This is a genomic window from Kitasatospora sp. NPDC057518 (assembly GCF_042802075.1).
In the GTDB taxonomy this organism is placed as follows: domain Bacteria; phylum Actinomycetota; class Actinomycetes; order Streptomycetales; family Streptomycetaceae; genus Kitasatospora.
Genome location: NZ_JBHVEU010000227.1, coordinates 1 through 14,578, shown reverse-complemented (window position 1 = coordinate 14,578; position 14,578 = coordinate 1). Strand labels below are relative to the sequence as shown.

Annotated in this window: 11 protein-coding genes and 1 pseudogene; 4 read left to right on the top strand and 8 right to left on the bottom strand. The window is 73.5% G+C overall.

From position 1 onward, the window contains the following. The first annotated feature begins 493 nt into the window (after positions 1-493). Positions 494-1,783, top strand: coding sequence for a hypothetical protein (locus ACFU7Z_RS22865; RefSeq protein ID WP_380779270.1), 1,290 nt, complete (start codon positions 494-496; stop codon positions 1,781-1,783). A gap of 86 nt (positions 1,784-1,869) precedes the next feature. Here the strand turns inward: ACFU7Z_RS22865 and ACFU7Z_RS22860 are convergent, their stop codons facing one another. The 8 genes from ACFU7Z_RS22860 to ACFU7Z_RS22825 all read right to left on the bottom strand — a co-directional run bounded on the left by ACFU7Z_RS22860 (position 1,870) and on the right by ACFU7Z_RS22825 (position 11,166). Beyond that, on the bottom strand, positions 1,870-2,082 hold the full coding sequence (locus ACFU7Z_RS22860) for a hypothetical protein (RefSeq protein ID WP_049650531.1): 213 nt from the start codon (positions 2,080-2,082) through the stop codon (positions 1,870-1,872). 86 nt (positions 2,083-2,168) lie between these two features. After that, positions 2,169-2,870, bottom strand: coding sequence for a hypothetical protein (locus ACFU7Z_RS22855; RefSeq protein ID WP_380779268.1), 702 nt, complete (start codon positions 2,868-2,870; stop codon positions 2,169-2,171). 94 nt (positions 2,871-2,964) lie between these two features. Then, positions 2,965-3,672, bottom strand: a complete 708-nt coding sequence (locus tag ACFU7Z_RS22850; RefSeq protein ID WP_380779266.1) for a ribonuclease H — start codon at positions 3,670-3,672, stop codon at positions 2,965-2,967. A 42-nt stretch (positions 3,673-3,714) separates the two neighbouring features. Next, a complete protein-coding gene (locus ACFU7Z_RS22845; protein WP_380779264.1) occupies positions 3,715-5,886 on the bottom strand; it encodes a trehalase family glycosidase in 2,172 nt (723 codons plus the stop codon). Then, on the bottom strand, positions 5,883-8,000 hold the full coding sequence (locus ACFU7Z_RS22840; RefSeq protein WP_380779262.1) for a beta-galactosidase: 2,118 nt from the start codon (positions 7,998-8,000) through the stop codon (positions 5,883-5,885). The genes ACFU7Z_RS22845 and ACFU7Z_RS22840 overlap by 4 nt, the downstream gene beginning before the upstream one ends. Beyond that, entirely contained in the window at positions 7,997-8,893 is an 897-nt protein-coding gene (locus ACFU7Z_RS22835) for a carbohydrate ABC transporter permease (protein ID WP_380779260.1), read from the bottom strand. The genes ACFU7Z_RS22840 and ACFU7Z_RS22835 overlap by 4 nt, the downstream gene beginning before the upstream one ends. Then, entirely contained in the window at positions 8,890-9,822 is a 933-nt protein-coding gene (locus ACFU7Z_RS22830; RefSeq protein WP_074003192.1) for a carbohydrate ABC transporter permease, read from the bottom strand. The genes ACFU7Z_RS22835 and ACFU7Z_RS22830 overlap by 4 nt, the downstream gene beginning before the upstream one ends. A gap of 9 nt (positions 9,823-9,831) precedes the next feature. Beyond that, the gene (locus tag ACFU7Z_RS22825; protein ID WP_380779258.1) at positions 9,832-11,166 is read right to left on the bottom strand and encodes an ABC transporter substrate-binding protein; all 1,335 of its coding nucleotides are present in this window, start codon (positions 11,164-11,166) and stop codon (positions 9,832-9,834) included. 153 nt (positions 11,167-11,319) lie between these two features. Between ACFU7Z_RS22825 and gcvPA the strand changes: the two genes are divergently transcribed. From gcvPA to ACFU7Z_RS22810, 3 genes and pseudogenes are all read left to right on the top strand, one after another. Further along, entirely contained in the window at positions 11,320-12,693 is a 1,374-nt protein-coding gene (gcvPA, locus tag ACFU7Z_RS22820; protein WP_380779256.1) for an aminomethyl-transferring glycine dehydrogenase subunit GcvPA, read from the top strand. Beyond that, complete coding sequence (gcvPB, locus tag ACFU7Z_RS22815) at positions 12,690-14,288, top strand: aminomethyl-transferring glycine dehydrogenase subunit GcvPB (protein WP_380779254.1); 1,599 nt, start codon at positions 12,690-12,692, stop codon at positions 14,286-14,288. Before gcvPA ends, gcvPB begins: the two co-directional genes overlap by 4 nt. Then, positions 14,285-14,578: pseudogene (locus ACFU7Z_RS22810) on the top strand (ATP-NAD kinase); the annotation flags it as partial. The gene gcvPB and the pseudogene ACFU7Z_RS22810, both read left to right, overlap by 4 nt.

Below are 14,578 nucleotides of genomic sequence, written 5' to 3'. Positions count from 1 at the left end.
GGTCGCGGAGCTTCCCTCGGGCGGCGTCCAGGTCGCGCCGGTGCTCGGCGTACTCCGGGCCGAAGGCGCACCGCCAGCCCCCGGGGTAGCGCAGCATCAGCCAGGCCACCGCTCCGGCGGCCACCAGCACGACCGTCAGGATCCAGCCCACGGGCCCCATCGCTCCCCCTCCCACCGGTTCCCTCGGCCGGCAGCGGCTCGCGCCGGTCCCGGACGGAGCCGATCGTACGAACGGCGGCCCGTCGGCGTGCGGGATTCCGGGAATCAGGAAGGCTCCTCGGGCCCGACTTCCGGGTTTTGGTCATGTTTTTGGCCGTTCTGGTTAAAGACCACGCCAAATAATCGAATGACCTCTTGCCGAAACTGTGATCACATGTGTGGGCGCTGTGGCGTTGTGCGTCACAGGGGAGGGACCGGTCCGCCTCACCGGGCGGGCCCGATCAACAGGAGTCGCACCATCAACACCGCCATCCGCAAGGCCGCCCGTGGGGCCGTGCCCGTCGCCGTCACCGCCTCCGTGCTCGCCACCGGCCTCACCGCCTGCGGCACCGTCCAGCAGCTGTCCGCCGCGCAGAAGGTGTCGAAGGCCTTCGACAAGGTCCGCGACGGCAAGTCGGCCGGCTTCACCCTGTCCATCGACGCCACCCCCGAGCAGGTCGCCGCGTTCGCCAACTCCGGTGAGCACAAGGGCGGCAAGGGCATGATCGGTGCCGCCCGGGGCGACGGCGACATGGACGAGAAGACCGCCAAGGCGATCTCCGGCCTCTCCGTCTCGGTCGCCATCTCGGCCGACAAGCCGCTCAAGGACGTCGAGGCCTTCAGGGACGCCGCCAAGGCCGACAAGAACACCGACCTGACGCTCGACAAGTCGGTGCGCGTCTCCTACGTGCTCGCCGACCGCAGCGGCACCGCGCTGCTGGAGTACCGTCAGGTCGACGCCACCGGGTACCTGCACGCCGACGCCAAGGGCCTGGTCAAGCTGGCCGGCGAGGACCCGTCCGTAGTGGACGAGCTGCGCAAGGGCATGCCCGAGCAGCTGAAGCCGGTCGGGGACGTGCTGGCCGGCAAGTGGGTCTCCTTCGACCTCCAGTCGCTCGCGGACCAGGCGAAGGAGTCCGACGGCAAGAAGGCCGCCGCCCCGAGCGCCGCCCCCACCCTCGACCCGGAGCTCCAGAACCAGCTCCTCAACTCGATCAAGGACGTGATCGGCCGCACCGTCACGTACGAGGACAAGGGCAAGAAGGACGGCACCGAGCACCTCTGGGTGAGCGCCCCGGCCCGGCAGCTGGTGGACGAGATGTTCAAGGCCGTCAAGCCGCTGTCCGCCAAGTTCCCCAAGCAGCTGGGCGACTTCCCGGACCAGGCCCCGAGCGACGTGCCGGACCGTAGGATCGGCGTCGACCTCTACCTGAAGGACGGCGCCTTCTCCTCCGCCACCTTCGACCTCGCCCAGCTGGCCGACAAGGTGGAGCCGGGCGTCAACTTCCCGGTGAAGCTCGCCTTCAGCCAGGCGGCCCCGAACGTCCAGGCCCCGGCCGACGCCGTCAAGGTGACCGACGAGCAGCTGATGGACGCGGTGCTGGGCCTGGCCACCGCCGGGGACGTCTCCGACGACGAGGACCCGGAGGACCTGCCCGCCGCCGCTCCGCTGACCGCCGCCCAGCTCAAGGAGCTCGCCGCGCTCGGCATCCCGGAGGTCCGGGCCCGCGTCTACAACGAGGCCGGCCTGACCTTCCAGGACATCAAGGAGATCGCCAGGACGACCGCCCCCGCCGGGGCGTAGCCGTACCGACCCGACCGGCCGACCGCCCCCGAGCGGCCGGCCGGTCGCGCGTTTCCGGCCGCGTGCTCCCGGCCGCGCCTCATCGGTCAGCCGCCCGACGGCCGCCGGGAGCGCGGGTCGAGCAGCTCGACCCGGCCCTCGCGGAGGTGGCCGCGGTGACCGTCCCCGTACTCCAGCCGCAGGCTGCGGTCCGCCGGGGCGCCGACCACGACGGCGCACTCGACCGCGGCGTAGGAGGACTCGCGGTAGACCCACACCCTGTCCCCGACGTGGAACTCCGCCGTCTCCGAGACGATCACCGGGCTCACCTCCCTTCGGGCCCCGCCCACTCGTCTGTACGGTGCGCGGCGCCCGGCTGTTCACCTCCGGCCGGAGCCGGCCGCGGTCACCGGCCGGGCTGCCGGGTCGGCGCCGTGCCGGTCGGCAGGTCGGCCGGGCGGCCCTCCTGGTCCACCGCGGTGCCGTCGGGGTAGCTGGCGCACTCGCTGCCCGCGCTCACCTCGAGGGTGTGGTACGCGGGGTCGAAGCGCAGCGAGGCGCTCTCCGCGAGGGAGCCGGGGCCGGTGTCCGGCGGCGTCAGCGTCAGGCTGGGGACCGGGGCGGACTCGTCGGAGGAGGCGACCGTCCAGCCCTGGGCGGTCAGGCTCTGCCGGGCCCGTCCGACCGCCTCCTCCCACTCGGGCCGGGTGACCCCGGTGAGGGTGAACCGCGCGCGCAGGGCGGCCGTGCGGGGCTGGTCGGCGCCGGTGTCGTTCATGCTCTCCAGGAGGTGGGAGAGGCCCCGGGCGGAGCAGGCGCCGTAGATCCGGGCCGTGATCCCGTCGTCGCCGCGGTGGTCGGGAGCCGGTGTCGCCTCCGGGCGCAGCGCGAGGGCCTCGTAGACGGTCTGCGTCCGGGCGTCCAGGTGCCGCGCGACGGCCGCCGGGTCCGCCACGGGGTACGGCTTGCCCGTCCAGGCCGCCTCCGCCGCCCCGTACGCCGTGTACCCGACCGTGCCGAGCACCAGGGCCCCGGCGGCCCCGGCCACCGCCGTGACCCGCACGGCCGTGCGGCGGCCCGGGCCGTCCTTCGTTGCGCGATTCCTCATGATCACCATCGTTCACCGCCGGGCCGGGCCGCCGCATGAGTACGGATACTCACCCGGCGGCGTCGGCGTACTCGCGGTCGGACGGGGCGGCGGGTCAGGCGTGGGCGGCGGCGCACTCCGGGTGGCCCCAGGAGCTGCCGACCTTGGTGATCTTGTCGCCCTTGGCGTACCCGCGGCTGCACGGGCAGGTGCCGGGGAAGCGGGCGTTCAGGGTGCGCGAGCCGCCGCTCCGCTTGGCGGCGCCCGTGCCGCCGGTGGAGGACACGGATGCCGTACGGGTGCTGCGCGCCTTGGGGGCCTTCGAGGCGGCGGCCGGGTCGGGGACGGGCAGGTCGGCGGCGGTGCCGGAGGCGTCCTGCTGGGTGCGGGCGGCGTCGCTGGCGGCCTTGTCGGCGATGGCGTTCAGCGGGTCGCCGTCCACCTGGTGGGCCGGCACGTACACGAAGGTGACGTCCCGGCCCTCCAGCAGGGCGTCGATCGCCTGGATCAGCTCCTGGTTGGCGACCGGCTTGCCGGCCGCCGTCTTCCAGCCGTTGCGCTTCCAGCCCTTCAGCCACTTGGTCACCGAGTCGCGGGTGTAGGTGCTGTCCAGCCGCACCTCCAGCGGCACCCCCGGGTCCGTCGCGGCCAGCAGCTGCCGCAGCGCCGTCAGCTCGCCCACGTTGTTGGTGCTGTGCCCGAGCGCGCCGGCCTGCCAGCGCTGGGGCGCCCCGGTGGCGTCCGCGACCACGTAGGCCCAGCCCGCCGGCCCGGGGTTGCCCTTGGCTGCTCCGTCACACGCTGCAATGACTCGTTCGACCATGCCCCGATCATGCCTGGTCGGACGGCCCGGAGACAAAGCCGCTCAGGTGCGCAGCAGGGGCAGCAGCAGCGCCGCCGACCAGCTGAAGTTGGTCGAGCTGTGCCCCTCCCCCGTCAGCGGGTCGTAGTTCTCCCGCACCGGGCCGTCCCCGGCCAGTCCGGCGGCGGTGGCCAGCAGCCGCTCGACGGTGCGCCGGGCGTCCTGCTCCCAGCCGTAGCGGCGCAGGCCCTCGATCGCGAAGTAGGTCTGGTCGAGCCAGGCCAGTCCGCGCCAGTAGCCGCCGGGGTCGAAGGAGGGCGAGCTGCGGGCCACGGTCGGGAACGGCATGGCGGTGCCGAACTCCGCCGGGTCGAGCAGCAGCCGGCGGACGGTACGGGCCTGGGCGGCGGTCGCGGTGCCGGACCAGAGCGGGATCGCGCCCTCGATGCCGCGGCCGCGGGCGGTGAGCCGGGCGCCGGTGGCCAGGTCGGTGTCGTGGAACCAGCCCGTGGCCGGGTCGTACATGGTGTCGCGCACGGCGGTGTCGATCCGGTCGGCGCCGGCGCGCAGCCGGTCGGCGGCGGGCCGGTCGCCGAGCTCGGCGGCGATCAGCGCCAGGTGGCGGTGGTCGGCGGCGAGGTAGGCGTTGAGGTCGACCGAGCGCTGGTCGAGCGACCAGCCGAGCAGCGTGCCGTTCACGTCCCGGTTGGGGACGACCGCGGAGGTGTCGAAGCGCGGGGCGTTGTCCATGCCGGACTCCCAGGCCGCCGCCTCCCGGCAGTCCTCGGCGGTCGCGTTGGCCGGGTCGACGGTGGCGCCGTACTGGCACAGGCCCTCGCCGAGGTGGTCGCGGGTGCGGTACCACCAGTCCCGGTAGGCGGTCAGTCTGGGCAGCATCTCGCGCAGGAAGGCGCGGTCGCCGCTGCGCCGGTAGACCTCCCAGACCGCCCAGGAGGCCAGCGGGGGCTTGGAGTTGCGCTCGTTCCAGTTGCCGCCGCCGGTGGTCTGGTCGTTGTAGAAGACGCAGTCGGGGACCATCCCGGCGTCCTGTGGGCGCTCGGCGGACCCGGACGGGACCTGGTGGTCGAAGACGGCGCGGATCTGGTCGGCGGCGAGGCCGGGGGCGAAGGCGGCGGTGCCGACGGCCTGCTTCCAGGTGTCCCAGGCCCAGATCCCGCTGAACCACTTGTAGGAGAGCGTGGGGGTGACGGCGTCGTGCCGGATCCTTCCGGCCGGGCTGCGCCAGTTGGTGACGAGGGTCTGGACGCACTTGGCGGCGGTGCGGCGGCGGGCGGCCGGGACGCCCTCGGTGGCGCGGACGAGGTACCCGTGCCAGCGGGCGGTGCCCTCCGCCGCGACCCGTTCCGGGGTGCGCAGCGCGGTGTCCGCCTCCTTCGCGGCGCGGGCGTACTCGGCCTCGGTGAAGGTGTAGCTCTCGGTCCAGTCCAGGCTGCGGGTCTCCCCCGGCGCCAGCCGTACGGGCTCGGCGAGTTCGGTGCGGTGGCCGTCGCCGTCGGCGCTCAGCACGACCCGGACGGGCCGGGCGTGGCGGACGGCGAAGCGTTCGGTGCCGTCGGTGAGGTAGTCCCAGGTCTGCCGGACCTTGGCGAAGCGCACCTCCACGCCGCGTTCGGCGGCGACCAGCTTCGGTGCCTCGCGCTGGGGGCCGGTGGCGGGGCGCAGCAGCCAGCCGGTCCAGGCGGCGGCGAGGGTCCGTACGGCCGGGCCGGTGTTGGCGAGCCGGGCGCGGAGCAGGGCGGTGCGGTTGCCGGCGAAGCGCAGGTCCAGGGTGAGGGCGAGGCCGCCGCCGAGGTCGTGGGTGAGCCGCAGCAGGCCGGGCAGCGAGGTGCCGCGGGCGGGGGCGCCGGCGGTGAGGTCCAGGGGGCGGCCCTGTTCGGTGAGCTGGAGGCGGGTCAGGCCGTCGCTGAGCCACCAGGGGTACTCCTGGGCGAGGTACAGCGGGCCGGTGAAGCCGCCCTGGGGGTCGGTGGGGCGGGGCAGGGCGTAGGCGTGCCAGGCGCCGAGGTCGGCGAAGACGGTGATCGGGTTGTTGCCGCGGGCGTCGCCGGGGTAGGCCTGGGCGGGGGTGCCGTGCAGGTCGAGGACGTCGGCGTAGCGCTCGCCGTCGACCGTGTCCGGTCCGTCCTGGGCGTGGGCGGCGGCCGGGGCGGCCAGGGTGCCGGCGGCGGCGACCGCCGAGGCGGCGAGGAAGTGGCGGCGGGTCAGCGGGTTCACGGGCGCTCCTCGGCGGCGGGGAGTCGGAGGACGGCGGCGCCGAGCGGCGCGAGGGTGACGGCGTCGCCGGTGGCGGCGCCGGTGAGCAGGTCGGTGCCGGGCGTGTCGAGGGGCACGCGGCGTTCGACGCCGCCGTGGTTGAGCAGGAAGAGGTACTGGCGGCCGTCGGCGGCGTGGCGGCGGGTGGCCTCGACGTCCGCCGGGAGGTCCGGTAGTTCGGCGCCCACGCCGGCTTCGGCGAGCGGCAGGTCGAGCACCCGGCCGGTGTCGGCGCCGAGGTGGCAGCTGAGGTACCAGGCGGTGCCGGCGCCCAGCCGATTGCGGGTGACGGCCGGGAGGCCGGCCAGCGTGCCGGAGGCGTAGCGGGCGAGGGTCTCGGCGCCCTCGGTCTCGATCCACTCGCTCCAGCGCTCGGCGCGCAGGTCGGCGCCGTGCGGCTCCGCGTGCGGCTCGGCGCCGTCCGACCGGGGGCCGTCAGGCGCGGTGCCGTCCAGCCGTACGGCGGTGGTCTCGCCGTCCGGGATCGGCCAGTGCTCGTCCACGACGATCCCGAGCAGTTCGCGCAGCGGCCCGGGGTGGCCGCCGGGGTGGATGTGGTCGTGCCGGTCGGCGATGCCGCTGAACGGGCCGCAGACCAGCCGGCCGCCGTCCCGTACGTAGGCGGTGAGGCGGTCGGCGGTGGCGGTGTCGAGCAGGTAGAGGTTGGGGGCGAGCACCAGCGGGTAGCCGTCGAGCCCGGCGGTGGGCGGGACGAAGTCGACGGTGACGCCGCGCTCGTGCAGCGCCGCGTACCAGGGGCGGAGCAGCTCGGGCCAGCGCATCCGGGCGGAGGGGTGGTCGTCGAGTTCCAGCGCCCACCAGCTGTCCCAGTCGAGCAGGACGGCGGCCCGTCCGCGCAGCCGGCTGCCGGCGATCTCGCCGAGGCGGCGCAGCTCGGCACCGAAGCGGACGGTCTCCTGCCAGCCGCGCGCGGCGGTGCCCCGGTGCGGGAGCATCGCGCTGTGGAACTTCTCGGCGCCTGCCACCGAGGCGCGCCACTGGAAGTGCAGGACGCCGTCGGCGCCGCGGGCGAGTGCCTGGAGCGACCAGAGGCGGTAGAGGCCGGGACGCTTGGGCACGTTGACCGGCCGCCAGCTGACCGCGGAGGGGGCCTGTTCCATCAGCAGCCAGGGGCGGCCGCCCTTGAGCGAGCGCATCAGGTCGTAGTTCATCGCCGCGTTGACGTGGGCGCGCGGGTCGGCCGGGTCGGGGTAGGCGTCGTCGGAGACGAGGTCCTCGTGCCGGCTCCACTCCCAGTAGTCCAGCGCCTTGAGCATCGACATGAAGTTGGTGGTGACGGGGACGCCGGGCGAGACCTCGTCCAGGACGGCCTTCTCGGCGCGGTGCAGGGCGAGTAGCGCGTCCGAGCAGAACCGGCGCCAGTCCAGCAGCTGGGTGGGGTTGACCGGGCCGGGCGCGGTGCGCGGCGGCTCGATCTGCTCGAAGGAGGTGTAGCGCTGCGACCAGAAGGCGGTGCCCCAGGAGCGGTTCAACTCCTCGATGCCGCCGTGCCGTTCGCGCAGCCAGCGGCGGAAGTCGACGGCCGAGGCGGGGCAGAAGCACTCCTGGACGTGGTCGCCGTACTCGTTGTGGATGTGCCACAGGGCGAGCGCGGCGTGGTGGCGGTAGCGTTCGGCGAGCGCCCGGGTGAGCCGGACGGCGGCCTCGCGGTAGGCGGGCGAGGAGGGGCAGTAGTGCTGGCGCGAGCCGAACTCCAGCCGGACGCCGTCGGCGGTGACGGGCAGCAGTTCGGGGTGGGCTCGGACCAGCCAGGCGGGCGGGGAGGCGGTGGCGGTGGCCAGGTCGACGGCGACGCCGTGCCGGTGGCAGAGGTCGAGCAGGCGGTCCAGCCAGCCGAAGTCCCAGCTGTCGGCGTCGGGTTGGAGGCGGGCCCAGGAGAACACGCCGACGGTGACCAGGTTGACCCCGGCCTCGGCCATCAGCTTCACGTCCTCGGCCCACACCTGCTCGGACCACTGCTCGGGGTTCCAGTCCCCGCCGTACAGCAGGCCGGGCACCCGGGTGAGGCGGTCGGTGGTCACGGTCAGGCGGTCGGTGGTCACGGTCGCGGTCATCCCTTCACGGCTCCGCCCAGCAGGCCCGCCACGAACTGCCGCTGGAAGAGCAGGAAGAGCACCATCAGCGGGAGCGTGGCCAGGAAGGAGCCGAGCATCAGGCCGGAGTAGTCGACGTGGGTCAGCCCGGTCAGCGTGTTGAGCGCGACCGGCACGGTGTACTTGTCCTCGGTGTTGAGCATCAGCAGCGGCCAGATGAAGCCGTTCCACTGGCCCATGAAGGTGAAGATCACCAGCGCGCCCAACTGCGGCCGTACGCACGGCAGGACGACCTGGTAGAAGGTGCGCAGCTCGCCGGAACCGTCGATCCGGGCCGACTCCAGGAGTTCGTCGGGGAAGTCCAGGAAGCCCTGGCGCATCAGCAGGATGCCGAAGGAGTTGGCCAGGAAGGGGACGATCACCGCCTGGTAGGTGTCGATCCAGCCGAGGCTGGCCATCATCTGGAACAGCGGGACGAGCAGCACCTGCAGCGGGATCATCATGGTCGCCAGCACCAGGCCGAGCAGCAGCCCGCGGCCGCGGAAGCGGTACTTGGCCAGCCCGTAGCCGCACATCGCGGACAGCAGCGAGCTGAGCGCGGTGTAGACGACGGCGATCCCGAGGCTGTTGAGCATGACCCGGCCGAAGCCGATGGTCTCCTGGAGGTGCGCCAGGTTGCGCAGCAGGTTGCCGCCGGGCAGGAACGGCGGTGGGGAGTGGAACAGTTCGGAGCTGCTGTGGGTGCTGGCGATCAGCATCCAGGCGAAGGGCACCAGGCTGAGCACGGCGCCGAGGGTGAGGGCGGCGAGGACGGCGATCCGGCCGAGGCGGGCGGGCAGCGGGGCGCGGCCGCTACGACGCGGCGCGGCGGTGGTGACGGCACTGCGGGCGGCAGTGGTGGTCACGGTGGTCATCGGCGGCGTTCCCTTCCGTAGAGCCGGAACTGGAGCAGCGAGACCGCCGCGATGATCAGCACGACCACCCAGGCGATGGCGGCCGCGTAGCCGAAGTCGAGCTGCTGGAAGCCGACCTTGTAGAGGTAGACCACCGGGGTGAGGGTCGCGTCGCCGGGGCCGCCGCGGGTCAGTACGTAGTTCTCGTCGAAGAGTTGCAGGGTGCCGATGGTGGAGGTGATGACGCAGAACAGCACCACCGGGCGCAGCTGTGGCAGGATCACGCCGCTGTAGGTGCGCACGGTGCCGGCGCCGTCGAGGGCGGCGGCCTCGTACTGGTCGCGGCCGATCGCCTGCAGTCCGGCCAGCAGGATGACGGCGTTGTAGCCGGTCCACCGCCAGGTGACCGAGCCGATGAGCGAGATCCGGGCCCAGGTGGGCGAGTTGAGCCAGTCGACCGGGCCGAGGCCGAGCGCCTGGAGGAGCTGGTTGGCGAGGCCGCCGTCGGTCCGCAGCAGGACCTGGAAGACCACGGCGTAGGCGACCAGGGTGGTGATCGCGGGCAGGAAGAACACCGCCCGCCAGCCGGCCCGGAACCGCAGCCAGGACTGGTTGAGCAGGACGGCGAGCACCAGGGCGAGGCCGATCATCACGGGCACCTGGACGGCGAGGATCAGGCCGGTGTTGACCAGGGAGTGCAGGAAGGCCGGGTCGTGCAGCATCCGCCGGTATTGGTCCAGGCCGACCCAGACGTCGGCGCCGTCGCGGCGGGCGGTGAAGCTCTGGTAGAGGCTGGCGCCGAGCGGATAGGCGAAGAAGGCGACGAAGAGCGCGGTGGTGGGCCCGGCGAACAGCCAGGCGGCGGTGCGTGGGGAGCGTCGGCGGCGGGCGGGGGCGGCCTGGGTGGTCGCCGACGGCTTGCGCAGGGTGGCCGGGAGGCTGCTGGTCATCGGGCCCGCCTACCCGACCGTCTGGCGGCCGGTCGCGGTGGCGATCTGGCGGGCGGCGGAGCGCAGGACGGTGCCCGGGTCGGCGCCGTTGTGCAGCACCTGGTTGACGGCGGTGGTGACGATGTCGCCGGCCTTGGAGTCGTCGGCGGTGAGCTCGACGGTGGGGATGGCGCGGGTGAGTCCGGCGAACAGCTGCATGGCCGGCTGGCCACCGTAGTAGGGGGCGGACTGCTGGAAGTACGGGTCGTCCAGGGCGGGGAGGTAGGCGGGGAAGAGGCCTTCGTGCTGCATCATCGAGGCCTGGTTGGCCTTGTCGGCGAGCAGGAAGGAGAGGAAGGCCCAAGCCGTCTCCGGGTTCCGGCTCTGCGCGGTGACGCACAGGGTGGAGCCGCCGCTGTTGGAGGTGCGGGGGCCGCCGGGGGTGAAGGCGGGCAGCGGGACGACGCCGACCTTCCCCCCGAGGTCGGCCATGTCGCTGGTGAGGGTGCCGTCCCACCAGGCGGCGGTGGGGGTGGTGGCGGCCTTGCCGTCGTGGGTGCCGGAGACGAGCCCGGACCAGCCGTTCTCGAAGTCCACCAGGTCGCGGTCGACGAGCTGCTTGAGCAGGGTGAGCGCGCGTTCGGCGGCGGGGGTGGCGACGGCCACCTTGCCGTCGGTGAACCAGCGCTGGCCCTGCTGCTGGAGCAGCATGGCGAAGAAGCTGTCCTGTTTGGCGTCCAGGATGAGCAGCTTCCTGCCGGTGGCGGCCTTGAGCGCGGTGCCGGCGGTGAGGTAGTCGTCCCAGGTGGCGAGGCCGGCCGGGTCGATGCCGGCCTGCTGGAACAGGTCGCGCCGGTAGAACAGGGCGCACGGCCCGCTGTCCCAGGGCAGCGCGAAGACCTTGCCCTTGGCGTCCGTGACGGTCCGCCAGGACGCCTCCGCGTACTGGGACTTGAGGCCTGCGGCGCGACTGGTGAGGTCGACCAGGCCGTTCGGGAAGTTGCCGATGTAGGTGGGCAGCTTGTGGCCCTCGACGGTGAGGATGTCGGGCAGTCCGCTGCCGGCGCCGAACCCGACGGAGATCTTGTCGTAGGCGTTGTCGTAGCCGATGTCCACCACGTCGACGGTGGTGCCGGGGTGGGCCTGTTCGAAGGCCTTGCCGAGCCGTTGCATGGCCTTGGCGGCGACGTCCCAGGACCAGATGACGACCTTGCCGGAGAGGGCGGCGCCCGGGCTGCCGGTGAGCTGCTTGGCACTGGTGCCGCCGGCGCCGCCGGTCGCGCAGCCGGTGGCGCCGGCCATCAGCAGCGCGCCGCCCGCGAGTCCGGCGGAGAGGATCCGGCGCCGTGCCGGACCTGATCTCAATTCGCCCTGGTCACGGGCTGGTTGGGGATCTTTTTTGTGCCGGGTTCGTGCGGACATCTTGCCTCCCGACTGGTGAATGCCGAATGCTGTATACAGAACTCAGCATTCACAACCCCGTCAAGGCTTGTGACTGAAATCGCGGAAGGTGCCAGCATGAGCACACGCGTCCCCCGAACCCACCCGTACATCCCCAACTCCGCCCCGCAGGTGAGGAAAGCGATGCTGGCGGAGGTCGGCGCCCAGGACGTCGAGGAGTTCTACGCCGACATCCCGGCCGCCCTCCGGCTGGACCGCCCGCTGCGGCTGCCCGAGCCGCTCGGCTCCGAGGCCCGGCTGGTCGCCCACATGGAGGAGCTGCTCTCCCGCAACACCGCCGTCCCGCCGGGCCGCAGCTTCCTCGGCGCCGGCTGCTACCGCCACCACGTGCCCGCCGTGGTGGACGAGATCGTCAACCGCAGCGAGTTCCTCACCGCCTACGCGGGCGAGCCGTACGAGGACCACGGCCGCTTCCAGGCACTGTGGGAGTACCAGTCGCTGATGGCCGAACTGCTGGCCGTCGACGTCGTCAACGTGCCGACGTACGACGGGTTCCAGGCCGCCGCGACGGCGCTGCGGATGGCCGGACGGGCCACCGGGCGGCGCCGCCTGGTGCTGGTCGGCGCGATCGACCCGGACCGGATCTCCCGGATCCGCGACTACGTCCGGGGCGTCCACGAGCTCGTCCTCGTCCCGGCCGATCCCGCCGCCGTCCGGGCCGCGCTCGCCGAGGGCGACACCGCCGCCGTCTACGCCCAACTCACCGACCACGACGGCCGGGTGGACCAGGAACTGCCGCAGTACATCGAACTCGCCCACCACGCGGGCGCGTTGGCCGTCGCCCACGTCCACCCGCTCAGCCTCGGCGTGCTCACCCCGCCCGCCGAGCTCGGCGCCGACCTCACCTGCGGCGACCTCCAGCCGCTCGGCATCCACCCGAGCTACGGCGGCGGCAACGCGGGCTTCATCGGCAGCGCGGACGACGAGCGCCTGGTCGCCGAGTACCCGAGCCGGCTGTTCGGCCTCGTCCCCACCGACGTCCCCGGCGAGTACGGCTTCGGCGACGTCGCGTACGAGCGCACCTCCTTCGCGGTGCGCGAGGAGGGCAAGGAGTGGGTCGGCACCGCCGCCGCCCTGCACGGCATCGCCGCCGGGGTCTACCTCACGCTGATGGGCCCGCACGGCATGCGGGAGATCGGCGCGACGATCCTCGCCAACACCGCCTACGCCCGGCAGCGGCTGGCCGAGGTCCCCGGCGTGGAGCTCGCGGACCCGCAAGCCGTCCACTTCGCCGACTTCACCGTCCGCTACACCGGCGAGCGCACCGCCGCCGAGACCGCCGAGGCCCTGCTCGCCCGCGGCCTGCACGGCGGCACCCCGGTCGGGGCCGACGGGGCCGCGGCCCGTGAGGGCCGCTACTGCGTGACCGAGCTGCACACCCGGGCCGACATCGACCGCCTCGCCGACGCACTTGAGGAGATCGCGAAGTGACGAATCGTCCGACCAGCGAGCCGGTGAACCCGCGGATCGCCCCCAAACCCGCCCTGCGCCGCTTCCACCAGGCCCGCTGGGACGAGAAGCTCGTCTTCGAGCTCGGCGCCCCCGGCGAGCGCGGCGTCCTGCCTCCGCTGCCCGAGGCCGCCGTCACCGCCGCCGTCGGCGACCCGGCCGAGCGGCTGCCCGCCGCGCTGCGCCGCGCCACACCGCCCGCCCTGCCCGAACTCGGCCAGCAGCAGGTGCTCCGGCACTACCTGCGGCTCTCCCAGGAGAACCTCGGCGCCGACCTCAACGTGGACGTCGGCCAGGGCACCTGCACCATGAAGTACAGCCCCAAGGTCAACGACACCTTCGTCCGCGACCCCCGGATCGCCGCCCTGCACCCCGCGCAGGACCCCTCCACCGTCCAGGGCGTGCTCGAACTCGTCCACCGGCTGGAGCAGTTGCTCAAGGAGGTCTCCGGCATGGACCGGGTCAGCCTCCAGCCCGGCGCGGGCTCGGCGGCGATCTGGACCAACGTCTCGGTGATCCGCGCCCACCACGCCGCGCGCGGCGAACTGGAGCAGCGCGACGAGATCATCACCACCGCCTTCTCCCACCCCTCCAACGCCGCCTGCGCCAAGACCGCCGGCTTCCGGGTGATCACCCTGCACCCCGACGCCGACGGCTACCCCGACATCGAGGCGCTGCGCGCCGCCGTCGGCCCGCGCACCGCCGCGCTGCTCATCACCAACCCCGAGGACACCGGCATCTACAACCCCCGGATCGCCGAGTTCGTCCGGATCGTCCACGAGGCCGGCGGCCTGTGCGCCTACGACCAGGCCAACGCCAACGGCATCCTCGGCATCACCCGGGCCCGCGAGGCCGGCTTCGACCTGTGCCACTTCAACCTCCACAAGACCTTCTCCACCCCGCACGCCTGCGGCGGACCGGCGGCCGGCGCCTGCGGCGTCACCGCCGAACTCGCGCCCTACCTGCCGCGCCCCACCGTCGAGTTCGACGGCGAGCGGTACGTCCTGGACGACGACCGGCCGGACTCGGTCGGCAAGATCCGCCCCTACCTGGGCGTCGTGCCGAACCTGGTGCGCGCCTACGCCTGGATCACGGCCCTGGGCGCCGAGGGGCTGCGCGAGGCCGCCGAGACCGCCGTGCTCAACAACAACTACCTGCTGCACCGGGTACGGCGGATCCGCGGCGTCTCCGTCCCGTACGCCGAGGGCCGCCCCCGGGTCGAGCAGGTCCGCTACAGCTGGCAGCAGCTCAACGAGGACACCGGCCTGCACAGCGAGGACCTCGGCTACCGCGCCGCCGACTTCGGCACCCACTACTGGACCAGCCACCACCCGTACGTCGTCCCGGAGCCGATGACGCTGGAGCCCACCGAGTCCTACTCCCGGGCCGACCTGGACGAGTACGCGGCGATCCTCGCCGAGGTCGCCCGCGAGGCGTACGAGGACCCGGAGACCGTCCGCACCGCGCCGCACAACTCCACCGTGCACCGGATCCGGCACGAGCCGCTGGACGACCCGGCGGTCTGGGCGGTCAGCTGGCGCGCCTACCGCCGCAAGGTCCTGGGCGAGCGGCCGTGACCTCCGCCCCGGGCGCCCGGATCGGGCTGGTGGTCAACCCGGTCGCCGGCCTCGGCGGCCTGGTCGGCCTCAAGGGCAGCGACGGAGCCGAGGTCCAGCGGCGGGCCCTGGCGCTCGGGGCCCGTCCGCAGGCCGTCGCCCGGGCAGCGTTGACGATCGGTCAACTTCCGCCGGACGTCGAGCTGATCACCGTCGACGGCCCGATGGGCGCCGCCGCGGCGCGGGCGGCCGGCCGGCCCGCGCGGGTCGTCCACCACTCCACGGGGGGACCGAGCACCGCCGCCGACACC

What these genes read in the sequence shown, in the direction of transcription:
- ACFU7Z_RS22855 (WP_380779268.1), bottom strand. Translation starts at nt 2,870, where the DNA reads ATGAGGAATCGCGCAACGAAGGACGGCCCGGGCCGCCGCACGGCCGTG.
- ACFU7Z_RS22850 (WP_380779266.1), bottom strand. Translation starts at nt 3,672, where the DNA reads ATGGTCGAACGAGTCATTGCAGCGTGTGACGGAGCAGCCAAGGGCAAC.
- ACFU7Z_RS22840 (WP_380779262.1), bottom strand. Translation starts at nt 8,000, where the DNA reads ATGACCGCGACCGTGACCACCGACCGCCTGACCGTGACCACCGACCGC.
- ACFU7Z_RS22835 (WP_380779260.1), bottom strand. Translation starts at nt 8,893, where the DNA reads ATGACCACCGTGACCACCACTGCCGCCCGCAGTGCCGTCACCACCGCC.
- ACFU7Z_RS22830 (WP_074003192.1), bottom strand. Translation starts at nt 9,822, where the DNA reads ATGACCAGCAGCCTCCCGGCCACCCTGCGCAAGCCGTCGGCGACCACC.
- gcvPA (WP_380779256.1), top strand. Translation starts at nt 11,320, where the DNA reads ATGAGCACACGCGTCCCCCGAACCCACCCGTACATCCCCAACTCCGCC.